Below are 22,547 nucleotides of genomic sequence, written 5' to 3' on the forward strand. Positions count from 1 at the left end.
AGGACAACGTATGCGACATCATGATGACTTGCAAATACTGACAGCAGGCTACTCCGTTCACCGGAAGCCGTTCCATATGTCCAATGATGACGGATTAGGCCACTTTCTGATTCGTCTCCAGACGGCAGGCCGATGCCGAAGCCGCATCAACGGCCAGCTTGAGCTGCTGGAGCCGGGCGATCTTCTGCTGTTTGCCCCCGAGGAACCTTATGAGCTGAAAATCGAAGCCGAGCAAAATCAATCCGGCGAATTTACGGTGGACAGTGCGGATTATCATATCTTCCTATCCGGCGCCTGGGTCGAGCGATGGTGGCAGCAGACCAAGCGGCCGCAAAAGTTCAAGGTCACCTTGTCCGAGGGTCTCGTCGGCGCCTTCCGGCAGATTATGATGGAGCAGCGCAGAATTTCCAATCCATCGCCGGAGATCGCCGGGTATTACCTGAAAATTTTATGTCTGGATATCGACCGCAACCTGCAGGAGCATCAGGTTCTGTCGCCCCAGTCATATCTTGCCCACCGCATCAAGAACTATATCGAGGAGAACGCTTCCTCCCCGTTCAAGCTGGAAGACGTCGCTTCCCATGTCGGCATCAGCGTCTCCCGGGCGGTATTCCTGTTTAAGCAGGCATTCGGCACGAGCATCATTCAGTACACGCTGGAAATCCGGATTAACATGGCGCGCGAGCGCATCATCTATAGCCCGTTATCCCTGGAGCATGTCGCGGAAAGCTCAGGTTTTCCCAACTACAACTATTTTCACCGCCTCTTTCGCAAGCGATACGGCATGTCGCCCAAGGAGTTTCGCCAGAGCGCCCGCAGCGACGGCTGAACGAAATCATTATAGCGAAACGCCGCCTTGTCCTATGACAAAGCGGCGTTTCCATGTTTTTATATCGGAGAATTTCCTTGATTCAAGGCTTGTTCGATTTGGCGCTTTTTCTCCTGGTTTTTCTTCACGTAAGATCCAAGCGCTACGATAAGGATAATACAGATGATTTCAAATCCGTATTTGACCCAGCCCGATGCGAACCAGTCATCAATAAGCGGCTCTTGGACAAGCATTTTGGCAGCGGTCCATGCCAGCACGGCTGCGCCAATCGTAATCACGAACGGGAACCGATCCGTAAGCTTCAAAATCAGCGTGCTTCCCCACACCATAATTGGAATGGAAATCGCCAGCCCGATAATAACCAGGGCGAAGTCCCCATGAGCTGCACCGGCCACGGCCAACACATTGTCCAGACCCATCATCGTATCGGCGATGATGATCGTCCGGATCGCTGCCCACATTTGGCTGCCTGCATCGATTTCATGATCTTTCTCATCCACCAGCAATTTGTACGCAATATACAGCAGCATCAGGCCGCCTGCGAGCCGAAGCCCCGGAATAGTCAGCAGCTGCAGCACAAGCAGGGTCATGATGACGCGAACGAGAATCGCTCCGACCGTTCCCCAGAGGATTACTTTCTTCTGATCCTCTTTCTGTACGTTGCGTGCCGCAAGCCCGATCACGATGGCGTTGTCGCCTGCAAGGACAAGATCAATCAGCACGATCGACATCAGCGCGGTCCAAAAGTCCAACGAAGTAAAGTCCATTTTCTCTCTCCCTTCTTTATTCCTGCGATGAACTTGTCCCAACAAAAAACGCCGTGCCGGTATTGGGCACGACGCTTAAGCATCAAAAGAGACCTTCACCCAATACACGTGCGGGCAAAGGTCTCGCCAACAACATCCAATGTTGTCAATAAAGCCGGGGACAGTCCATCCCGTAATGACGACTTTACTGTTACAGCTACTCCCCTTTGGGAACCATACATCCATATAATGTGATTATTATAGCACGGTCTTGGCCCAAGCGCCAGATATCTTGAAAAAAATATGAAACTCGCACAATCTTTCTAGCAAGCCCGCTTCTTTGGTATGATACAGAAAGAAAGAGAGGGCCTTGTCCGATGAAAAAATGGTCTGTGGCAATACTGTATGCCGCATTATTCCTGCTAACTTACATCTATCGTCATGAACTTGCGGAATGGATTCAAGGATCGCCTCCAGTCTGGCTGCTGCTGGCGCTCTCCACCCTGCTGGCTCTGTTCCCCGTCATGCCCTATAAGGTCGTGGTCGCCGCTGCGGGTTATGTGATGGGCACATGGAGCGGCGGAACCATTATCTTGATCGGCTCTACGCTGGCCGGTGCCATCGTCTATGGGGCGGCAGCGCTGTTCCAGGGGTCCGCGGCTAGCTGGCTGGCCCGTTACGACAAATTGGAGCGGCTGACGGAGTTCTCGTCCAGCAGGCCTTTTCGCACCATCGCGATTTGCCGCTTGATCCCGATCCTGCCCCAGACGGCCGTTAACATTTATGCAGGCGCCACAGGGATGTCTTTCCTCCACTTTATCCTTGGTTCTCTTGTCGGCAAATTGCCTGCTGTTTACGTTTATGCTTACGTGGGCTCAACCCTGACAGAGCGTCCGCTTGCGGCGGGGGTTATAGCCGTGTCCTATTTCGTGGTCCTGCTGCTTCTGCTGTGGGTTTGGGGATTTCGTCAAAAAAAGATATAATAAAATTTAAAATGAAACGGAGGAGTGCATGATGAGTACAACGCCAACGTCGAATAGGGAGCTGGCTACGTTTGCCGGCGGCTGCTTCTGGTGCATGGTTTCGCCCTTTGAGGAGCTGCCCGGCATTTACGGCATCGTCTCCGGCTATACAGGCGGCCATACGGCAAACCCTACCTATGAAGAGGTCTGCTCTAATCGCACCGGACATTATGAAGCGGTGCAAATTGCTTTTGACCCCTCTGTGTTCCCGTACCGGAAGCTGCTGGAGCTGTTCTGGCAGCAGATTGACCCGACCGATGAAGGCGGTCAGTTCCATGACCGTGGAGATTCGTATCGAACGGCGATTTTCTATCATACGGAGGAGCAGCGCCAGGAAGCCGAGGCGTCCAAACTGGCGCTGGAGCAAAGCGGAAGGTTTGCAAAACCGATCGTGACAGCCATTCTCCCGGCTGCGCCATTCTACCCTGCAGAGGATTACCATCAGCAATACCATAAGAAAAATCCTGCCCATTACCGAAGATACCGCAAGGGCTCGGGACGGGAGGACTTTATCGAGCGGCACTGGTCGGGCCCGGCCAACAAAGAGGAGCTGCAGAAGCGCCTGACCCCGATTCAATATGAAGTAACCCAGAACAACGGCACGGAAAGACCGTTCACCGGCGAATATTGGGATAACGAGGCTGATGGCATCTATGTCGACATCGTGTCCGGCGAGCCGCTGTTCAGCTCCAGGGATAAATATGACGCCGGCTGCGGCTGGCCGAGCTTCACGCGACCTTTGCGATCATACAGTATCAAGGAAAAACTGGATACAAGCCATTTCATGATCCGTACCGAAGTCCGCAGCCGCGAGGGCGATTCCCATTTGGGCCATGTATTCGACGACGGCCCGGAACCAACCGGTCTGCGCTACTGCATCAATTCGGCGGCACTCCGCTTCATCCCTAAGGAGGAGCTTGTGCAGGAAGGATACGGAGAGTATCTCTACCTGTTCGAAGAGTCCGGGCAGACCGGCAGCGATGAATAATAAACCGTGTTAGCGCGCGTCCGCAACAAAGCGATCGAAATTGCAAATGCCCTGCTTGAGGAAGGCTATGAGGAAGGCTATGAGGAAGGCAGTGCCATCGCGATCGGCACGGCAAAGGCACATGAATGGGACGACAACCACCCCAAGCATCATGACGACAAAAAAATAATGCCGCAACGGCAAAAAACAGCTCAGGCCATCAGGCCCGGGCTGTTTTTGCTTTGATTGCATATGGCACACGGAGAACCGCGGTATCTTGCTTCCCGCAGTTTACGGTCCAGGTGATCGTCTTGCCGGCGATCAGCACAGCCAGGATCGTGAATACCGTTTCCGTAAATGGTAAATATATTAAAGATATGCCTAGAACCAAGGCATCCATCAGAATGAAAACCGTACCGATCTTCAGGCCGGATCGTTCACTGATGATGAGGGACAGCATATCGTCCCCGCCGGTAGCCCCGCCTACCCGCAGTACAACGCCTGCGCCAATTCCCGTGAACACACCCGACAGCAGCGCAGCAATTGGCAAATTATCCTGCAGATTTAAGATAAACGGCGAGAACCGTTCGCACAGCTCATAGAATGCCGAGAATGCCAGTGATGCAAATAACGTATTTGCAATAAACTTGCGTCCTTTTAAGAACACGGCGGCGATCAGTACCGGAATATCCAGCATGATCATGCTCAAAGCCGGCGGCAAATCGAACAAATACTTGCCCAGCAGCGCCAAGCCCACGAATCCGCCCTCGGCTAAACCGTTCTGAAAATTAATATGATAATACGTGAAAGCCAACAAAAACGTACCCAGCAACAGCATTGTTACCTGCAAGCTCAAGGCTTGCCAGTCTACTTTTTTCCCCATTTCCAATCCCTCTTATCGTAGTTTGGTTAACCTTGCGGCCGCACCCTACAAAGAAGGTTGGTGAGGAGTTCATCCTTCGCATCATTCCACGCTTCCTTCGTAGGGTGGTTAGCCTAAATTACCGACGACACTACGAAAAGAAGCTAAGTGTAAGAGAGATCACAACGTTTCCAAATCGTCCTTAGGGATTTCGTCCTTCGGGAACCCATGGTATCCTGATCCTTTCTTTTTTGGTTTGTATCTATCTTTATTATAACACAGCGGCAATGATGACTGAACAGCTTGCCTCAGAAATAATTATTTCGCTCCTCCCTGATATGATTAAATTCATTGCAATCTCCGAGTTGTTCACATTTTAGGAATTTCTTCTGTGACGAAAATCACCTTTTCGGCCTGGAGGCGGTTCTATACTGGTGAAGAAATGCAAAACCACAATTTAAATTGGAAAGAGGGTACTGTTATGCTTGATTCACGAACAATCGAAATCATTAAATCCACAGTTCCTGTGCTGGAAGTGCACGGAGAAACAATAACCCGCACATTTTATGAAACGATGTTCAGAAACCACCCCGAGCTGCTGAATGTATTCAACCACGCCAACCAGCGCCAGGGCAAGCAGCCGACAGCGCTGGCCAATGCGGTCTATGCCGCCGCCGCGAACATCGACGCACTCGAGCGAATTCTGCCGGTCGTCCGCAGCATCGCCCACAAGCATCGTGCGCTGGGCATTCTTCCCGAGCATTACCCGATCGTAGGGGAAAATTTGCTGGCCGCGATCAAAACGGTCCTGGGCGAAGCGGCTACCGATGAAATCATCGAGGCGTGGAACAAAGCGTACGGGGTCATCGCCGATGTCTTTATCAGCGTGGAAAGGGACATGTACGAGCAGTCCGAGCAGCAGCCCGGAGGATGGAGAGGCTTCCGTCGCTTCGTCGTCGACCGCAAGGTACAGGAAACGGCGGAGGTAACCTCCTTCTATCTCTTGCCAGAGGATGGCAAAGCGATTGCTTCATATGAGCCGGGCCAGTACATTACGGTAAAAGTGAAGCCGGAAGGACAGGAGTTCATACACCTTCGCCATTACAGCTTGTCCACTGCCCCGGGAGCCAGCTACTACCGGATTACCGTCAAGCGGGAAGACGCAGGCGACAATCGGCCGGCAGGCATCGTGTCCACTTATCTGCATGAGCGCGTTCAGGAAGGCGACATGATCGAGCTCAGCGCGCCTGCGGGCGATTTCACGCTGAATCAAAACCTAGGTACGCCCGTCACACTAATCGGCGGGGGCGTAGGTCTGACGCCGCTGGTCAGTATGCTGGAGACGCTGCTGCAGCATTCCGATCGTGATATCGTCTATATTCACGCCGCCCGGAGCAAGGAGCACCATATCCTGAAGGAACATGTGGCCAAGCTTGCCGCCATTAATTCTTCCCGCTTGAAATGCTACACGGTCTATGAATCGGCTGCGGACAGTGAAAGATGCGACAAAAGCGGCTATATCGATGCTTCGTGGCTCTCGCAGGTTGCGCCCCTGGAATCCGACTTCTATTTCTGCGGACCGGTGCCGTTCATGCGGGCGATCAATGAAGCCTTGCACAGCCTGAACGTGCCTGAAGCGAATATTCATTACGAATTTTTCGGACCGGCCGGCAGCCTGGGCAGCCCGAGCGGCTCCAGCCCAAGCTCTAATTCTGAGGAATAGGCTGCAGCCGTCCGGCCGCCTATGCGTGCTGCCCGCGCAGCAGACGGTTGACCGTTTCCCTCCGGATCCCGATCAATTGGCCGATCTCTTCCTGAGTCAAATAGTCCGTAAGGGGAACGCCATTGGCGTGGTGGCTGAGCCACTTTTGCAGCAGCTCCAGCCGTTCGCCGGGGGTGCCTACCGTAAGATGGTCGAGGCGCTCCTGCATAAAGCGGACCTTCTCCTGAAGCAGTCGGGCAACTTCCAGCGGCTTCTGCGGGTTCTCTTCGAGCTCACGGTACCATTCCTGGGCCGAAATAACCTCTACTTCGCTGCGAATGAGAGCTATTGCCGTGCCATGCGTCTCCTTGGGGGAGATTAGAGAGTGGTGCGGCACCGTCTCGCCGGGATACAAGATGTTGAACAGAACCATATTGCCGTTCTCATGCAGCCGCGTTACCTTGAACAGGCCGCTTTTAATATGGTAGAGATATTTTCCTTCATCGCCCTGGCGAAATAAAATCTCTCCTTTATGCAGAATCATCGATATCGCTCCATTCGTTGGTTTAAACTCTCGTAGCCATTATTATAGCAAAAAAACACGTCCAAGCGTTTATTCCTGATCCATGCAGCAAGCCCAGCGCCTATACAGGCGCTGGGCTTGTTGTACTTCCTTGATGATTATGGGGGAGGCATCGTCTGCGGACGCGCCGTCCGTTTTTTGCGCCACCTTTGTCTCCTGCTTGTCCCGCCAGGATTCATAGCTATGCACGGCAACGCCTTTAAACGAGGAATGCTTGCCGACCAGGGACACCAATTTGTCCAGCTCCTGCGTCACAGATTCCAATGGCTGTTCGTAGAAGGACACGCCTGGTCCCTCCTGGCTTTTGGTAAGCTCGACGCCTACCCAGACCTGCTTGTTCCGCTCGTCGGCTTCCTCCAGCGTCGCCCGCGACACCTCATAGATGGCTTCCGCTGCATCCCGGTAGGCCATAATTGCCACATAATCGAACTTATCGACCATCCACTGCCGCAGATCGCGGCCTTTTCCGAGCTCCTCGTGCTCGATGCCATTGAGCCAGAAGGGAACCGCTGCTCCAATTTTGAGCTGATCGCGCTGTGCACGCTCCACCCATATTCGGGCGCTCTCCATCCATTGCTCGACCATGGCATCCTGCTTCGTTCCCCAACTCTTCAGCAGGTAAGGCTCTACGTCGAATTGCACGCCTGCAAAGCGCTCGTCAGGCCTGGATTGGTCATTGTATTGCTTGACCCAATCGAGAAAGCGGACCGCTTCCTTGCGCTGCTCCCGCAAAGCCCACTCCGGATGCCCGTTCAGGGCATGAACCTCCAGCTTGGCTTTGGTTGCAGCAGCCACAAACCGCCGGTACGAGGCATCGCTTACCTCATTTCCGATTTGCAAAAACACGGTCGTTACGCCGTTCCCTTTGGCGAATTCAATAATATCCTGCGTATGGCTCTCCACAAGCTGGGCGTCCCAAAGCCAGGTCGCCTTCGCTTCCGGGACGGAAGGACGGAGTAGAACAACAAACAATCCAGCAAGTAGGACGATTGATCCTGATGCTAATACCATGATGAGCCCTCTATACCGTTTAAATAACGATTTGATATTCATCTCCGCCTCCACTCCTGTTTTATTCGGGTCAAGCCCGTTTTTCTGTGTTTTTTGTTTCTGTTTAAGCCAATCTCTTCTTTTATCCTACGATCAGCGCTTCGGCCTGCTCGTCCACATGCTGAACGGAATGGCCGAGCTTGTACACGTGAGGCAGCTTGAACTCCTTGAATGCATTTCGCGTATCCAGAATCGGAACGCCTAGCGAGGCGATGGCGCTGTAATCGAGATCCGAGTGATTCGTTACCAGAACCATGCAGTCATAGGTTTTGAACTTTTCAAGGTCGTATTCCACGCTATGAACGGTGACACCGGCTTTGTCCTTGAAGCTTGTAGCGAACGGATCATAATACTCCACGGCTGCACCGCTGTCTTTATACAACTCATATACTTCAAGACCCGGCGACTCCCGGAGATCGCTGATATCCGGTTTATAAGCCATGCCGAGAATAAGAATGTTCGACTTTTTAATAGATTTTGCATACTCATTCAAAATTTTCGAGGTTTTGTTCACTACGTAATAAGGCATATTGTCATTTGTCGATTGAGCAAGCTCAATGAACTGGCTGTAGAAACGGAATCCTTTTGCCTTCCACGACAGGTACATCGGATCGAGCGGAATGCAATGTCCGCCGATTCCCGGCCCCGGGTAGAATGGCATGAAGCCGAATGGCTTCGTCTTCGCAGCATCGATGACCTCCCAGACATCGATGCCCATCCGGTCGCACATCATCGCCATTTCGTTAACGAAGGCAATGTTCACACTGCGGAATGTATTTTCAAGGAGCTTAGACATTTCTGCCACCTTTGGCGACGATACGGGAACGACCGTCTCGACATACCGGCTGTATACGGCTACGCCAAGCGCCAGGCATGCCTCCGTCGTTCCGCCAATGACTTTCGGCGTATTGAATGTATTGAATTTCGTATTGGACGGGTCTACCCGCTCCGGTGAGAAGCAGAGGAAGAAATCCTCTCCGACTACATACCCGAGGCTTTCCAGCTCGCGCTGGATCAGCTCCTCTGTCGTACCCGGGTACGTCGTGCTTTCCAGCGTAATCAGGACGCCTTTTTTCATATAACGTTTAATGTTCTCCACTACGGTCACGATGTAGGATGTGTCTGGATCTTGATTTTCGCTAAGCGGAGTCGGCACGCAAATGCTGATAGCATCGACGTCCCGCAGGGCTGCATAATCGGAAGTTGGCTGGAACCGTCCCGTTTGCACGACTTCGCTGAGTGTCGTGGAGGAGATATCGTGAATATAAGATTCCCCGCGGTAAATCTTGTCGATCTTTCTGGAATCCAGATCAATACCTACGACCTTGAACCCTTGCTTGACCATTTCTACGGCCAGCGGAAGGCCGACATATCCAAGGCCCACGACGCACAGCACGGCATTTTTTGACTCGATAGCTTCCAATAAATCACGGTATTGTTTATTCACAGGTTTCAACCTCCATATTGTCTAGTAGTTGTTTTTTTCTATATATTTAATATTTAGTGAATGCAGCGCCGAATCCGCGCATCCAGTTCAACTGGCGAGAAGGGCTTGGTAATGTAATCATCTACACCGCTTTGGAAGCATAGACTGATCGTTTGCTCTACGCGCTGTTCGGTCAGAACGACGATTTTCGGCGTGTTTTTAACGTTGAGCTGCTGGATATGGTGAATATAAGGCAGGCCGTCGATGCCATACAGATTCAACTCCGTCAGCACCAGGTCCGGATTCCAGCTCTCGATAAGCTCCAGCGCGGAAATCCCATTATCCGTCACGGCTGTGTCATAGCCCTGCATCTGCAGCCTGATTTGCAGAAACTCGCGAACCGCAGGATCGCCTTCGACGATCAGGATACGGCTTTGCGATGAGTGAAACTCTTGTCTCGTAAAAATATGGATATCCCCGGAAGGGCTCAGCTTCGCGGACTCCTCCATTTGCTTCAAAACCTGCTCGCTCAGCTCGCCTTGCTCGGGAAAGCTCGACAAGGTCATGTGCAGATCCAGGTCTCCGACGATTTCCTGAATCCGCTGCTTCAACAGCAAGCCTTGAAAATGAACGGAATCAAGCGGCTGCCCGGGCAGCAGAACGGCATAGCTGCCAGGTTCGTTACCGCTCCAGAGCTCAAAGGTTACGCCGGGCTGAGTTTCTAAAATTCCGCGAATTTGCGTCTCCAAATAGGATGGAGCACTTGCGGAATAAATGAACAGAACCCCGTTGGCCTCCTGGACAGATTCCCTCACATGCCGCTCGATCGTTGAATATAAACTGGATTGCTTGATTTCGGTTTGCAATGCTGCCGTATTCGGCATCTGAATTCCCGCCTTTCTTTGAATTAGGATGGTTTAGCCCTTTGCGGGCTGTTTCTGCCTTGGCTATCAACTCCCTTCCCGAACTCCTCGTCCAAACAAGCCCTGAAACCTTAAGCGGTCTTGGCCGCTTTGCTTTCTTCCTTCCAGCTTGTCCGGGTCATCGTTCCCCAGGAATTGTTGTTGCGCATAAATTGAATATGGCCTTGAATCCGCCAAAGTCCGCCAAGCTGGGCATAACCGAAGAACTTCAAAGCAGAGAACAGCAGCAGGCGGGCCAGGTCGGACAGCTTCGTAAATCGCTTGAAGGCAAGCTCCTCCAGGAACAAGGCGCCGATGCTAAGCAAATAACCGCTCAAAATATTGATGAGCCCGAACACGACGAGAATTTTCCAATTCGTCATATCCATGATCGTATAGCCGACCAGCGCAAGCAGCCCTGTAATTTTGAAATATGGATTAAGTGCTTCGAAAATAATGTTGTAGGGCATTGTCAGCAGCCCCATCACCTTATATTTCGGGTTAAAGGCCATATCGTAATTCTCGATCATGTTCTTCAGATTACCGCGTCCCCAGCGCTTCCGCTGATTGGACAAAATGCGGTAAGTATCCGGCGCCTGCGTCCAGCATACCGCTTCCGGACAAAAGGCGACGCGGTATTTCAGCTTGTTCTCCAGCATGTAGCGATGCAGCTTGATAATGATGTTCATGTCCTCGCCGGGATATCCTCCGCGGTATCCCCCTACGGCGATGACATAGTCCTTGCGGAACATCCCGAACGCCCCGGACACGATAATCAGCCCGTTGATGGAGCTCCAGCCGATGCGTCCGCCGAGGAACGCCTTCAAATATTCGACAGCCTGGAACATCGGCCACATTTTGCGCGGCAGCGATACATGCTTGACCGCCCCGTTCTCGATCACACAGCCGTTGGCGATCCGGACGTCTCCGCCGATCGCTACCGTCTCTTCCGGATTCTCCATGTACATCCGGGCCATGCGGATCAAGGCATCCTTCTCCAGCAGAGAGTCGGCGTCGATGGAGGAAATAAGCGGATAGTGGGACAGATTGATGCCCGCATTCAGGGAATCCGCCTTCCCGCCGTTCGGCTTATCTATTACATACAGATGCGGATACTGAGGATTGTAATAGACAGCATTAATCGGCTGGCAATCGATCGAGTTCCGCATTTCCGGATTTGGCAGCGGCTCGAGGCCAAATTCTTCCCGTAATACTCCCAGCGTGTTATCGCTGGAGCCGTCGTTGATGACGATTACCTCATAGGTCGGATAATTCAAGGTCAGCAAGCATTTCACATTCTCGATGACTGTGAGCTCCTCGTTAAAGGCCGGTACAAGCAAAGATACGGAAGGCACCAGCTCCGAGCCGGAGAGCGTGTTATATTTCGAATAAGCCGACCTGCGGAAAATCGTCATGATGTTCCGGAATGAAAAAGCCATAATCGTAAAATAAATCGTATTTACCGTCATTACATAGTAAATAGCAAACAACCCGTAAATCAGTAAAATATCTCTAAGCAGTGTAATCGCCTCCGACCGCCGCGACCTGACGAACCGGTCTTCGCTCGGCAACGCCGAAATACCGCTCGTACAGCAGCTTTTTTTTGTTATAGGCGACCATTTGGTCGAGTTTTTGATGCTCATTATCCTGCAGCATCGCTCTTTCGATGTGGTACATGGCTGTCTCCCGCTCCACCCCGGAGCCGTTCATCGCGATTTGGCAGAGCACCTCGAAGCCTGTTTCTCCCAGCTTCGCCAGGCTTTCAGCGCTGTTGTTCCGTACCCACCAGTTCGCATCCTTCAGCGCATTGCGGAGAAGCGGAATGCTGCCGGCTGCGTGCAGAGAGCCGAGGGATTTCGCCACGGCCGCCCGCACCTCCCAGTCCTTATCGGCCATCAGCTTCTTGATGGTGTCGTCCTTAAGCACCGGGTTGGAGCTTAAATAGAGCTTGACGGCCTCGGCGCGGACATCCGTCTGTTCGGCGCCAACCAAGCGATCCAGGGAAGGAACGACCTCCGGAATCGCCTGCCCCCACATCGCGACGAGAGCGACCTTCACGAGGTCCGGATTCTCATCGTCCAGCAGCTTCAGCAGCAGACGGCTGGCATCCAGCTGGGTCTCCATCACGATATCGGCAGCCATATTGTGGATCGGCTTGCCGTGGCGAAGCAGGTGCTGCAGCATTTCCTTCAGCTGCTCCTCATTCTCCGCGCTTTTGGCTACCGCCCGGGCCACGACGATCGTAAGCGGGGTATAGCGCTCGTTCTTCATCATCGTCAGCAGCCGGGGGACGGCCTCGGCTGCACGCATTCCGCCAAGCCGGTAAGCCGAGGCAATCCGCCGGCCGTAGAACAAGCTGTCCAGCAGCTTGATATCTTTGCGCACGAAGCCGGCGTCGTGGCAGAGCTTGACGAGTTTCTCCCGATACTCGCCCTTGAACTGCTCGATCCAGCCGATCAATTTCTCCTGGACAACCCGGCCTTCGAGCTCCTTAAGCTTGCCCGGCGGAAGCGGAAGCTCCGATGGGCCGTTCAGATGGGTTTGAATGAATTTGAAATAATCCTGATGTTTCTGCAAGTACTGCTGACTTTTTTTCACTTTATGCAAATGATTGAACTTCAAGGCGAATAGAGATACGATTCCAATCCCGATCAGTCCCAGGCAGAAGTAAATGAAATAGATAGCCAAGGTTAGATGCGTATACATAAAGAACATTCCTCCTTCTATATACCAAGCACCGGACTATTCAGGCTGATGTTCCGGCAAGCTTTCGTAAAACTTCTTCAGCGCATAGTAGCCGGATTTTAAATTCTCGGTGTAATTCACGGTTTCCCAAGGCGACCAAGTATATTTCGGCTGCTCCGCAAGATCGACGGGCCCGTCTTTGCCCGGGCCGAATATTTCCTGGCTCTTGCGGTCTTTAATCCAGGGCACGAAAGTGATTCCGTCCGTCTGGGCCGTCGTAAACGAGCGGTCCTTCTTGAGCGGCCCATAATCAATGACCTGAAGGGAGCTGGGGTCTGCGAAGCCAAGCAGCATCCAGGGAATGCGAAGCTCTACTTCGCGGCCGCTATATTGCCACGAAGTCAGCGAATTGAAGTTCTCATCCTTCCGATCCGAAGTTCCCCGCACCAGACTGCCGACTGTCATATCCTGAAACGGCTGGCTGAGCCTCGTATCCGGCGGAGACATCGTCAAGCTGACGGCAAGCTTCCAGGGTTGGAACTGCACCTTCTCTTCCTCGGTCGGATCCGCGAGCATCCAGTGGCCGTACCGTCCATAGAGACGGCGGTGGAAATCATAGCTCGGCGCAGTCTTTACCTCTGTCTCGTCATCCTGGCCGACGACGACCAAATTTTCCAGCCCATCGCTCAGCTTGATGCCGGGGAGCTCGGTAACCGGCTCGTTCCCGCCTGGCTGCGTACTCGTTCCCAGATAGATTTGCCGGGCTTTCGGATCAAAATCCTCACTTAATGTGAGCCCTACGTATACGTAAGCCTCGTCATGCGTCACGCGGAACCGTTCAATACCGGGAGCAGGCTTGTCCCACGACTTCACCTCTCCTTCCGGCAGCGCGTCCCAGTCGCTCAGCTTGCCGTCGATGATAATGTCCTCCTCTTTGCCAGGACCCATGGCGACGATGCCGAACAGCTTCTCGTTCGTCAGGACATTCAGCCAATAGGAGCGCCGATCCTCAGGAATTTCAAAGCGCATCGTATTCCATGTCTTCTTGAACCACTCATCCTGCCACATGAACAATATGGCGCCAGAGTAGCCTTCGTCATAAATGTCTTTCGTCAGGGATACGTCGATTTCGGCCTTTTCGTCATCGCTGTGCCCGCCTTGATTCCGTCCGCCGGGACCGATATGCGATACGCCCAAAGACGCAGGTACGCCGTATTCCGTAACCATGATCGGAATATCCTTGTAATGGGCCTTTAACTGTCGCAGGTAAGCCTTATACGTATTGAATCCGCCGTTACCGTCCGGAATCGTCTCCAGCGTCTTGTCGAGATGGAAAAAATCCGGGTAGTACGGATAAACGTGATAGGCCGCGAAGTATCCGGCCTCCCAATCGACCGGCTCTATGTGCGTCGCATCCACGCTGGCCAAGTCCTCCTCGAACAAGGGCTCTCCGGGATGCTCAAGCACGTCCGTTGTGACCCAGTTCGTAAAGGTCATCGGATGCTGCCAGCCGTAACCGGCTTCCAGTTCAGCCGTCTGATCGATTAGCTCGGCGAGCCAGCTCTCGAACGGACTGGCCTCGTCCAGCGCAGAGAACCGCTTGCCCCGGTAAGGCTCTATGGAAGCATATTGCGTATTCGTGTTGTCAACCATTTCGGGATCCCACTCCGTACCGATATGCCAGGCCATCAAATAACGCCCTGCATTCGCTCTGTACTTTCCTCCCGAAGCTCCCGGCTGGACCGGTATTTTTAAATCTCCGTATACGGCCTTTACCGCTTTTTCGATTTCTTTATGGAATGCTTCCTTGATTCCAGGGTTATATGCATCCTTAAGCTCAATCAATTGTTCCTCAGGCGACCAAATGCCTTGAATGAAGTACAGCGGATCGTCTCCCTTTTCTTTGTTGTATTTGACTAAGGACGTATAAAACACCGGATTATGCACGGTATAGATACGAATCACGTTGGCGCCCATATCATCGATTTGCTTGAACCAACGCAGATAATCCTCTTCAGTGATCGGGAATTCCCCGGGAAAATGACCAGGAACCGTAGCTCCCAAGTTGACGCCTTTCACGAAAATCTCCTGCCACTTTCCCTCACCCTTGTACTCCATGAACCGGTCTCCCGAAGTTTGGAATTTGATTTTTGCACCGTCCGCGGTTTGGAACGTCGCAAGAGATGGAGGCAGATTTTGAATGATAAGGTAGATCCCACCGGCGATCAGAATACCGCCGAGTACGAGTAAAATAATTAACCTTTTTCGCGCTAACGTTGTCATCGGGTTTGCTCTTGTCACCTCGCTATTTTTTTGTATGCAGGCGATTTTACCAGTACGGTCCCCTCACACCTCCACTCCTCTCGTATTACCTCTATCATTAACCAAGTACTCTAATAAAGTAACTAGGCTAATAGAAGTGTTTTCCATTTGGGCCCTATCCTGCATAATAGAAGCCTTTTAGCTCTTGCTTCCCGGTTTTCTTGCATGATCGCCTTTTAACAACTGCACCTCTCGTCCTTATGAAAAAGACTTGAAAACGAAGCATTCCTATGCTGCATTTCCAAGTCGCTGTTTTCAGAGAAGTACAGTGCTCCTGCTGTTCGCTCATATTAGACGCGCAACTTTTTTCGAAGTTTCGATCTATTTTTACACCCGTTTCCATAAAGGTTACAAAATTGATACCAAAGTCTCGTGCAAAAATCGCTTAATAACGCGGCTTTATAGCATTTTGTTAAATTCTGTTATCCCCTAAAAAAACGTGCGCTGGTCCTATACTAGTTGCTATCCCTTTTCGATAATTTCGTTCCGGATTTTTCCATAGGACTACGTGATCCCGCCGATGACTTCTTGCCCATTTTCCTCCCCGCAACAAGTACCATAAAATTACATTTATTATAATATAAAGGAACTATATCGAAGTATCCATTTTCCATAAAATTCACTTGCGTAACGAACTTATGTTCGGTGTATAATATATAAAACGAATATACGTTCGCATTACGGTGGTGAAATATCATGATTAACTCAACAATCGAGACAGAAGAGGATATTCAAATCATCAAAGAGTACACCTTGCTGCCTATTTTGCTGGATATGCTGGCAAGGGATATTGAGGAGCTTAGCCTGCAGCAGAATAAATTGATTTACAATCTCGTGATCTTTTATCTTAAGGGAATTGAAAGCAGCATCCATCTAGAGCTGAAAACCCTCAGAAGCAAAATGCGGCAGCAGCGCATTCAAGTGCTGGACACGACGATGAACGCGCTGGGCGTCGAAGTAGAGTACAAGGTTCGAGGGTATATTCACCGCTTCAAAATGCTCAGAAGCCTGGTGAAGGCGGAGCTGATGATACTTCTTATGAGACTGTGGGAGGCGCCCAAATGATAAGCGCGCGCGAAAGGACGATTTTTTTGGCGGATTGCCAAAGCTTCTATGCCAGCATCGAGAAAGCGGATCATCCGGGATGCCAGAACAAACCGGTAGCCGTAGCAGGAGACCCCGCCCGCCGTTCAGGAATTATTCTGGCGGCCTGCCCCATCGCCAAAAGCTTTGGGGTAACTACGGCGGAGCGTCTGGGAGAAGCGATCCGCAAATGCCCGGGTCTCGTCGTCATGCGCCCGCGGATGCAGCATTACATCGATGTATCTCTGATGATTACGGACATTTACCGGGAATACACCGATTTGGTCGAAGTTTTTTCGATCGACGAGCAATTTCTCGACGTATCGGGAAGCCTGCACCTGTTCCAGGACGATCCGCTCGCCATGGCGAGGTCGATTCAGCAGAAGGTGCTCAAGCAGACCGGCGTATGGGTACGCATCGGCATCAGCTCCAACAAAATGCTTGCCAAGCTGGCTACCGACATCTGGGCGAAGAAAAATGAGAGCGGACTATATGTCCTGCCCAAAGCTAATGTGCCTGAGGCGCTTTGGCCGCAGCCGATTCCCAAAATGTTCGGGGTCGGCTCCCGTATGGCCGCTCACTTCACCCGGCTCGGAATGTACCAGATCGGCGATATTGCCCAGACACCGCTGCCGGTGCTAAAGGACAAATTCCGCGCCCGCTTCGGCAAGCAAAGCGATATTCAGGCGGAGGTCATGTGGAGGACGGCGAACGGGCTTGACGATTCCCCGGTGACGCCGCGCACCTTCGACGCCGCGCCGAAATCGGTCAGCCATATGATGACGCTGCCGCGGGACTATGCCGAGCCGGATGAGATCGACACCGTATTGCTTGAGCTTGTGGAGGAGGTCTGCCGGGATTGCCGGCGCAAAGGTTATATGGGGCAGGTCGTTACCGTCAGCTGCCTGTGCAGTCCCTATGATGCACGCCTCGGCTTCTCCCGGCAGATGAAGATGGCCGATCCGACCCATCATACAAATACCGTCTACGAAGCGGCCAAGAGACTGTTCTATCGCCACTGGAACACTCTGCCGGTACGCCGCTTAGGCGTTGCGCTTAGCGGTCTTGCCTCCGATCAGGGCTACCAGCTGACCCTTTTTGAGGATCAAGTAAAGCTTCGGGCCTTGGACAAAGCAACCGATCTGATTAAAGACCGCTACGGCAGCGCGGCGATTATGAGAGCCTCCTCATTGACGACATCAGGGCAGGCCAGAGAACGGGCAAGAAAGATTGGAGGGCACTATAAATGAGCAAGAAGCTATCAGGCAACGGCCTTTGGGAATCAAGCCGGATGATGCTCCCCCAGCATAAGGAGCAGTCCGTATCAGCCAGCCGGCAGGCGGCGGGTGAAGCAGCAGCAGGCGGGGCCGCGCACCGGACCGTTTCTCCTCCAACGGCCAAGGATATCGAAGTCATCAGGAGTTACATCATTTTGCCTGTAGCTCTCGAAATCGTCGAGAAGAAGAACAGGGAAGTCGAAATGTCGGCCCAGACCTTCAAAGCCCTCTATGCCGCAGCGACGAAAGTGTTGGCTCAGCATATCCGCGGAGATATCCAGCGATACCGCAAATCCCTTCTGGAGCAGGGCATTCGCATTTTCGAGCCGTCGATGGACGGTCTGGACATCCGCTATCGCTTCGTATGCCGCGGCATGGAAGACGAGTTTACAATGACCAGGGATTATTTGAAATCCCAAGTCAGCCTGGCGATCGGCCATTACACGAACCATTTGACTGCGATTTTGCGCGGAACGGGCAAGCGCTAAATCCGGGCGTTTTACGGGCGGCCGACAAAGTTACCCGTCCAATTAATCCCTCCCTCCCCTGCATATTTATAGTGTATACCCGCCATTAGCAGGCAATCAGAAGTGGAGGTGAGCATAATGCTGGTACAGAAATATACGCTGTTGCCGGGCACATCCTACGCTACTTCTTACTATGTGGCGCAAAGCGTGCGGCCCGGACCAACCGCTATGATCGTTGCAGGGATACACGGCAATGAGACCGGCAGCATCCAAGCGGCTCGCAGGCTCGTCCGCATGCTGGGCACAGACGAGCTTAGGCTTCATACAGGACGTCTTGTCATCGTCCCTACGGTCAATAGGCGTGCATATCGCCAGCGTATTCGCGGCGTGCCGGATTTGAACCGCACCTTTCCCCGCAAAGCAGGCCAAACGGCAAAACATCCGCTATCCGCGGCGCTGTTTGATACAGCAAGACGCTATCGCCCCTCCTGGTATCTGGATCTTCATGAAGCGAACGGTTTATCGCAGCAGAACTCCAAGGTACTGGGCCAAACGCTGATCACTAATCCGGGCAGCCGATCCGTATCTGCCGCACGTAAAATCATCAAAGGAGTCAACCGCACCATCCGGGCCAAATCCCAATCCTTCAATCTGCGGCTGCATGAGCTGCCTGGCTCCTCCCGCACCGCCGCAGCCCGTATTCTTGGAGCACGGACAGTCACCGTAGAGACAGGCTGGAGCCTGCCCTTTTCCACCAGGGTACAATACCAAATCGATGTTGTACGCCGCTTTCTTGGCGAAGCGGGATTAACGAAGAGCTAACAAAGGCTCCGCATGCGGACTATCATATAGAAAGAAAAACGTTTACGACATACCTGACGAACCTCGAATATATTAAAAGAAACCGTTCGCCCCTGCAGGGACGAACGGTTTCTACGCTCACCAACCTATGGCCCTCCAAACCAGCTGTACATTACCTAAACATGCTCCATAACTTAAGGAGATGGAACGTATTCCGAGGGTCGACTTTTTGAGCGATGACAAACTGGACGATTTGCTCCTCCTGCACGCTTGTCAAGCGTTCATTCAATATCGAGGTTGCCGATTTCACCAGCCGTCTGACCTTGACTCTATCCTGCAGGTCCGATTTAGTCAGACCATCGGCGAGGGACTTGATGCGCTCTTTTACGGCTGGGTTTTTCATTTTCAGCTTAATGCGTTCCACCAGCTGCGGACTGATGCCATATTGCTGATAACTCAAAACTGTGTTACACCTCCCGTCACACGCTAATCCTCATTAATATATGACGGATAGGATGTACATGTTGCCACAGAAAAAATGCCCTTGGCAAGCTAAGATTAAGATAAGCTTGCCAAGGGCATTTCTCTCTGGCTCGTAACGGACATGAGATCCGCTATTTGTTCTAAAATCGCCAAAATGGATACGGAACGGACACAGGAGCCTTTATTTGCTGCAAATCACAACAGAAACTCATTCATTTGCTCAAATAGCGGAACCTGTGTCCAACAAACTATAAAATAGGACGATTTTCATAATATAACGGAACCACGGTCCGTCAGAACCCCGCCGGCGTTGTGCCCCTTCATTGCGATTGCGATTGCGATTTTAAAGCCGATCGCGGTTCACATCAATCGATCAGTTCGCCTTGAAACACCTGCTCCCGCTGCAGATACCCGCGCAGCGGCTCATACTGCGGCGACGTCCAGAAGGCCTCGTCGCCGACCAAGCGAGCGGCATCGTCCCGCGCCGCCTCCAGCACCGCGAAATCGCTGACCATGTCCGCGATTCGGAATTCCGGCACCCCGCTCTGCTTGGTGCCGAAGAAATCCCCGGGACCGCGCAGCTTCAGGTCCCGGCGAGCCACTTCGAAGCCGTCGTCCGTCTCAGTCATGACCTTCATCCGTTCCTGACCGACCTCCGACTTCGGCTCGGCGATGAGCACGCAATACGAAGCGTGCTCCCCCCGGCCAACCCGGCCGCGCAGCTGATGCAGCTGCGACAGGCCAAAGCGGTCCGCGTCCATCACGATCATCAGCGTCGCGTTCGGCACGTCCACGCCGACCTCCACGACGGTCGTCGAAACGAGCAGTTGCACTTCATTGTCATAGAACGAACGCATGACCTCGTCCTTCTCGGCCGCGGTCATCCGTCCGTGCAGCAGCCCGACCTTGAAGTGCGGGAACGCCTGCTGCATCGAGACGTGCAGATCAATGGCATTCTGCACGTCCAGCTTATCAGACTCCTCGATCAGCGGGCAGATCAGATAAGCCTGCCTTCCCGCGGACACCTCGCGCTGGATAAACCCAAGCACGCGATCCATCATGTGATGCTTCACCCAATAGGTCGAAATCGGCTTGCGTCCCTTCGGCCGCTCGGACAGTGTGGACACGTCCATATCGCCAAAAGCCGTAATCGCCAGCGTGCGGGGAATCGGCGTCGCCGTCATCGTCAGCACGTCCGGATTGAAGCCTTTGCGCCGCAGGATGCTGCGCTGATTGACGCCAAACCGGTGCTGCTCGTCCGTCACGACCAAGCTGAGCGAACGGAAGAATACGTCCTCCTGAATAAGCGCATGGGTTCCGACGACGATATCCGTTAGCCCCATTTGCAGCGAGGCAGTCAAATCCTTGCGCTTGCGCCCGGTCACACTGCCCGTAAGCAGGCCTACGGTAATGCCGAACGGCTCGAACAACCGGGACAGTGAGCGCATATGCTGCTCCGCCAATATTTCCGTTGGCACCATAAATGCGCCCTGATGTCCCGATTTGACCGCCGCATACAGCGCAATGGCTGCCACAACCGTCTTGCCCGAGCCTACATCCCCCTGCAGCAGACGATTCATGCAGTACGGAGAACGCATATCCTGCAGGATCTCCAGCTCCACCTTCTTCTGGGCATCCGTCAGCTCAAAGGGAAGACTGCGAACGAACTCACGGATCGTCGCATTATCCACCTCATGCTTCACTCCGTCCATCCGCTCGTGATTCATCGCCCGGTAGGCCTGCAGCTTCAACTGAAACAGGAACAGCTCCTCATAGACCATCCGGCGGCGCGCCTGCTGCCCTTCCTCGCTGTCCTGCGGCTGATGAATGCGCCAAATCGCCTGCCGTCTCGGCATCAGCTCATACTTACGCAGGAGCTCCGGCGGCAAAATTTCCGGAATCATCTCCCCATATTGCTGCAGGGCCTGTCCGATCGTCTTGCGCATCCAGGTCTGCGTAATTTTCCCGCCTACCGAATATACCGGCTGCAGGCTCCCGCTGCGCAGTGTGCCACGGTCAGGAAACTCCGACTCCGAGACCGTCAATTGGCTGCGCCGCTGGTCCCATTTACCCGTGAGCACGATCTCCCGTCCCGCCGTCAGCTGATCCTTCAAGAAGTGACGGTTAAACCAGGTCGCCGTGAACATCCAGTCCTCGGCCACCATTTTGCACGTCAGCCTCGATTTCCGGCCGTAGCGCTGCAGCACAGGCACTCCCATGATCTTGGCTTGGACAGTAATCCGGTCGCCGTCCTTCACCTCCGTCAAAGAGCGCAGCCGGTAATCCTCATACCGAAACGGATAATATTCCATTAAATCATTTACCGTAAAGATGCCAAAGGCGTGAAGCTCTCCTTCTTTGAGAGCACTCACGCCATTAACCTGCTTTACTGGAATTGCATTCAAATCCAAATTCATTCCAATCCCTCGCTTCAAGCCGGCCACACGAATATAGCTACCGCTCCCGGGCCGGTATGTGAGCCTACGACGGCACCGATGTTCGTCCGTACCACCTCATGCAGTGTGAAGTGCTGGGAAAGCAAATCCACAAACTCCTGCGCAAGCTCCGGATTCACAGCGTCGCAAACCGCAACATTCAAATCTTTGTGATTGCCGAAATCATTTACGAACAGCTCGATGACCCGCGATACCGCCTTCTTGCGGCCTCGCGCTTTATCCACTGCGTAGATAATGCCCTCCTGATCCACCGACAGAATCGGCTTGATGTTCAGCAGCGTGCCAAGAATAGCCGCCGCTTTGCCGATTCGTCCGCCCTTCTGCAAATACTCCAGCGTATCAACCAGGAAGTACAGCCTGCGGCTGCGCCCAAGGCGTTCAACCTCGGCTTTGATCTGGTCCACGGTGGCTCCCTTAGAGGCCATTCTTGCCGCTTCAACCACCTGAAGACCAAAGCCGTAGGAAGCACTTAAGGAATCAATGACTGTAATATCGAGCTCCTTGCCCGTCTCTTCCTCCAGCATCGTCTTCGCCAAGAGGGCCGATTGATAGGTTCCGCTCATGCCGGAAGAGATATGGATTGATACGATCGGCGAGCCCGGGGTCGCTTCCAGCAAATTGCGGTAGACCTCGGCATACTGGGACGGCGACGTCTGGGAGCTCTTCGGCAGCTCACGCGACTTCGTCAACTTGTCGTAGAATTCTGCCGCAGTGATGTCGACGCCCTCTAGAAATGATTCCTCGCCGAATGCAAGACGCATCGGCACAATATGAATACCGTATTCCTCCGCCGTAGCCTTTGGCACGTCCGCCGTACTGTCTGCAACGATGACAACCTTGGTCATGAGCTCCTCATCCTTTCAACTCTCCCGTTACTTCTAGGC

General features: G+C 53.0%; 21 protein-coding genes. 9 read left to right on the plus strand and 12 right to left on the minus strand.

Annotation, left to right across the window (positions count from 1 at the left end; translation table 11 throughout):
* The first annotated feature begins 10 nt into the window (after positions 1-10).
* Entirely contained in the window at positions 11-829 is an 819-nt protein-coding gene (locus QNH46_RS15285) for an AraC family transcriptional regulator (RefSeq protein WP_283925062.1), read from the plus strand.
* Positions 830-888: 59 nt separating this feature from the next.
* On the opposite strand, the gene QNH46_RS15290 is transcribed toward QNH46_RS15285, so the two are convergent.
* Entirely contained in the window at positions 889-1,596 is a 708-nt protein-coding gene (locus QNH46_RS15290) for a TerC family protein (RefSeq protein ID WP_283925063.1), read from the minus strand.
* A 356-nt stretch (positions 1,597-1,952) separates the two neighbouring features.
* Between QNH46_RS15290 and QNH46_RS15295 the strand changes: the two genes are divergently transcribed.
* From QNH46_RS15295 to QNH46_RS15305, 3 genes are read left to right on the plus strand one after another with little or no spacing between them, the layout of a single operon-like run.
* A complete protein-coding gene (locus tag QNH46_RS15295) occupies positions 1,953-2,558 on the plus strand; it encodes a TVP38/TMEM64 family protein (protein WP_283925064.1) in 606 nt (201 codons plus the stop codon).
* A gap of 31 nt (positions 2,559-2,589) precedes the next feature.
* Positions 2,590-3,585, plus strand: a complete 996-nt coding sequence (msrA, locus tag QNH46_RS15300) for a peptide-methionine (S)-S-oxide reductase MsrA (RefSeq protein WP_283925065.1) — start codon at positions 2,590-2,592, stop codon at positions 3,583-3,585.
* A 6-nt stretch (positions 3,586-3,591) separates the two neighbouring features.
* Positions 3,592-3,810: a DUF2188 domain-containing protein gene (locus QNH46_RS15305; RefSeq protein WP_283925066.1), complete on the plus strand. Its 219-nt coding sequence runs from the start codon at positions 3,592-3,594 to the stop codon at positions 3,808-3,810.
* Here the strand turns inward: QNH46_RS15305 and QNH46_RS15310 are convergent.
* A complete protein-coding gene (locus QNH46_RS15310; protein ID WP_283925067.1) occupies positions 3,785-4,447 on the minus strand; it encodes a YitT family protein in 663 nt (220 codons plus the stop codon). The two genes, QNH46_RS15305 and QNH46_RS15310, sit on opposite strands and share 26 nt — an antisense overlap.
* A 460-nt stretch (positions 4,448-4,907) precedes the next feature.
* Between QNH46_RS15310 and hmpA the strand changes: the two genes are divergently transcribed.
* Entirely contained in the window at positions 4,908-6,149 is a 1,242-nt protein-coding gene (gene hmpA, locus QNH46_RS15315; protein ID WP_283925068.1) for an NO-inducible flavohemoprotein, read from the plus strand.
* 19 nt (positions 6,150-6,168) lie between these two features.
* Here the strand turns inward: hmpA and QNH46_RS15320 are convergent, their stop codons facing one another.
* From QNH46_RS15320 to QNH46_RS15350, 7 genes are all read right to left on the minus strand, one after another.
* Positions 6,169-6,672, minus strand: coding sequence for a Crp/Fnr family transcriptional regulator (locus tag QNH46_RS15320; protein WP_155610254.1), 504 nt, complete (start codon positions 6,670-6,672; stop codon positions 6,169-6,171).
* A 69-nt stretch (positions 6,673-6,741) separates the two neighbouring features.
* On the minus strand, positions 6,742-7,722 hold the full coding sequence (locus tag QNH46_RS15325) for a hypothetical protein (protein WP_283925069.1): 981 nt from the start codon (positions 7,720-7,722) through the stop codon (positions 6,742-6,744).
* A 121-nt stretch (positions 7,723-7,843) separates the two neighbouring features.
* Positions 7,844-9,208 (minus strand): nucleotide sugar dehydrogenase, encoded by a 1,365-nt coding sequence (locus QNH46_RS15330; RefSeq protein ID WP_283925070.1) that lies wholly within the window; start codon positions 9,206-9,208, stop codon positions 7,844-7,846.
* A 53-nt stretch (positions 9,209-9,261) separates the two neighbouring features.
* Positions 9,262-10,071, minus strand: coding sequence for a response regulator transcription factor (locus tag QNH46_RS15335; protein WP_283925071.1), 810 nt, complete (start codon positions 10,069-10,071; stop codon positions 9,262-9,264).
* 110 nt (positions 10,072-10,181) lie between these two features.
* On the minus strand, positions 10,182-11,558 hold the full coding sequence (locus QNH46_RS15340) for a glycosyltransferase family 2 protein (protein ID WP_213590705.1): 1,377 nt from the start codon (positions 11,556-11,558) through the stop codon (positions 10,182-10,184).
* A 43-nt stretch (positions 11,559-11,601) separates the two neighbouring features.
* The gene (locus QNH46_RS15345) at positions 11,602-12,795 is read right to left on the minus strand and encodes a HEAT repeat domain-containing protein (RefSeq protein WP_283925072.1); all 1,194 of its coding nucleotides are present in this window, start codon (positions 12,793-12,795) and stop codon (positions 11,602-11,604) included.
* 36 nt (positions 12,796-12,831) lie between these two features.
* Entirely contained in the window at positions 12,832-15,057 is a 2,226-nt protein-coding gene (locus tag QNH46_RS15350) for a hypothetical protein (RefSeq protein ID WP_283925073.1), read from the minus strand.
* Between the two features lie 735 nt (positions 15,058-15,792).
* Here QNH46_RS15350 and QNH46_RS15355 point away from each other — a divergent pair.
* From QNH46_RS15355 to QNH46_RS15370, 4 genes are all read left to right on the plus strand, one after another.
* The gene (locus QNH46_RS15355) at positions 15,793-16,161 is read left to right on the plus strand and encodes a YhjD family protein (RefSeq protein WP_213590469.1); all 369 of its coding nucleotides are present in this window, start codon (positions 15,793-15,795) and stop codon (positions 16,159-16,161) included.
* Entirely contained in the window at positions 16,158-17,429 is a 1,272-nt protein-coding gene (locus QNH46_RS15360) for a DNA polymerase IV (RefSeq protein ID WP_283925074.1), read from the plus strand. The genes QNH46_RS15355 and QNH46_RS15360 overlap by 4 nt, the downstream gene beginning before the upstream one ends.
* On the plus strand, positions 17,426-17,944 hold the full coding sequence (locus QNH46_RS15365) for a YhjD family protein (RefSeq protein WP_283925075.1): 519 nt from the start codon (positions 17,426-17,428) through the stop codon (positions 17,942-17,944). Before QNH46_RS15360 ends, QNH46_RS15365 begins: the two co-directional genes overlap by 4 nt.
* 117 nt (positions 17,945-18,061) lie before the next feature.
* The gene (locus QNH46_RS15370) at positions 18,062-18,745 is read left to right on the plus strand and encodes a succinylglutamate desuccinylase/aspartoacylase family protein (RefSeq protein ID WP_283925076.1); all 684 of its coding nucleotides are present in this window, start codon (positions 18,062-18,064) and stop codon (positions 18,743-18,745) included.
* Positions 18,746-18,896: 151 nt separating this feature from the next.
* Here QNH46_RS15370 and QNH46_RS15375 read toward each other — a convergent pair whose 3' ends face one another.
* The 3 genes from QNH46_RS15375 to QNH46_RS15385 form a co-directional block, all read right to left on the minus strand.
* Entirely contained in the window at positions 18,897-19,184 is a 288-nt protein-coding gene (locus tag QNH46_RS15375) for a stage VI sporulation protein F (RefSeq protein WP_283925077.1), read from the minus strand.
* Between the two features lie 388 nt (positions 19,185-19,572).
* Complete coding sequence (gene recG / locus QNH46_RS15380) at positions 19,573-21,624, minus strand: ATP-dependent DNA helicase RecG (RefSeq protein WP_283925078.1); 2,052 nt, start codon at positions 21,622-21,624, stop codon at positions 19,573-19,575.
* A 14-nt stretch (positions 21,625-21,638) separates the two neighbouring features.
* Positions 21,639-22,508, minus strand: coding sequence for a DegV family protein (locus QNH46_RS15385; protein WP_283925079.1), 870 nt, complete (start codon positions 22,506-22,508; stop codon positions 21,639-21,641).
* Positions 22,509-22,547: the final 39 nt, after the last annotated feature.

The sequence above is a fragment of the Paenibacillus woosongensis genome, assembly GCF_030122845.1.
In the GTDB taxonomy this organism is placed as follows: Bacteria; Bacillota; Bacilli; order Paenibacillales; family Paenibacillaceae; genus Fontibacillus; species Fontibacillus woosongensis_A.

Excerpts from the sequence above, each read along its gene's own strand:
- QNH46_RS15325 (WP_283925069.1), bottom strand. The coding sequence starts at position 7,722 with ATGGTATTAGCATCAGGATCAATCGTCCTACTTGCTGGATTGTTTGTT.
- QNH46_RS15385 (WP_283925079.1), bottom strand. The coding sequence starts at position 22,508 with ATGACCAAGGTTGTCATCGTTGCAGACAGTACGGCGGACGTGCCAAAG.
- QNH46_RS15290 (WP_283925063.1), bottom strand. The coding sequence starts at position 1,596 with ATGGACTTTACTTCGTTGGACTTTTGGACCGCGCTGATGTCGATCGTG.
- QNH46_RS15320 (WP_155610254.1), bottom strand. The coding sequence starts at position 6,672 with ATGATTCTGCATAAAGGAGAGATTTTATTTCGCCAGGGCGATGAAGGA.
- QNH46_RS15310 (WP_283925067.1), bottom strand. The coding sequence starts at position 4,447 with ATGGGGAAAAAAGTAGACTGGCAAGCCTTGAGCTTGCAGGTAACAATG.
- hmpA (WP_283925068.1), top strand. The coding sequence starts at position 4,908 with ATGCTTGATTCACGAACAATCGAAATCATTAAATCCACAGTTCCTGTG.
- QNH46_RS15345 (WP_283925072.1), bottom strand. The coding sequence starts at position 12,795 with ATGTATACGCATCTAACCTTGGCTATCTATTTCATTTACTTCTGCCTG.
- msrA (WP_283925065.1), top strand. The coding sequence starts at position 2,590 with ATGAGTACAACGCCAACGTCGAATAGGGAGCTGGCTACGTTTGCCGGC.
- QNH46_RS15370 (WP_283925076.1), top strand. The coding sequence starts at position 18,062 with ATGCTGGTACAGAAATATACGCTGTTGCCGGGCACATCCTACGCTACT.
- QNH46_RS15295 (WP_283925064.1), top strand. The coding sequence starts at position 1,953 with ATGAAAAAATGGTCTGTGGCAATACTGTATGCCGCATTATTCCTGCTA.
- QNH46_RS15335 (WP_283925071.1), bottom strand. The coding sequence starts at position 10,071 with ATGCCGAATACGGCAGCATTGCAAACCGAAATCAAGCAATCCAGTTTA.
- QNH46_RS15350 (WP_283925073.1), bottom strand. The coding sequence starts at position 15,057 with ATGACAACGTTAGCGCGAAAAAGGTTAATTATTTTACTCGTACTCGGC.
- QNH46_RS15360 (WP_283925074.1), top strand. The coding sequence starts at position 16,158 with ATGATAAGCGCGCGCGAAAGGACGATTTTTTTGGCGGATTGCCAAAGC.
- QNH46_RS15355 (WP_213590469.1), top strand. The coding sequence starts at position 15,793 with ATGATTAACTCAACAATCGAGACAGAAGAGGATATTCAAATCATCAAA.
- QNH46_RS15340 (WP_213590705.1), bottom strand. The coding sequence starts at position 11,558 with ATGACGGTAAATACGATTTATTTTACGATTATGGCTTTTTCATTCCGG.
- recG (WP_283925078.1), bottom strand. The coding sequence starts at position 21,624 with ATGAATTTGGATTTGAATGCAATTCCAGTAAAGCAGGTTAATGGCGTG.
- QNH46_RS15365 (WP_283925075.1), top strand. The coding sequence starts at position 17,426 with ATGAGCAAGAAGCTATCAGGCAACGGCCTTTGGGAATCAAGCCGGATG.
- QNH46_RS15285 (WP_283925062.1), top strand. The coding sequence starts at position 11 with ATGCGACATCATGATGACTTGCAAATACTGACAGCAGGCTACTCCGTT.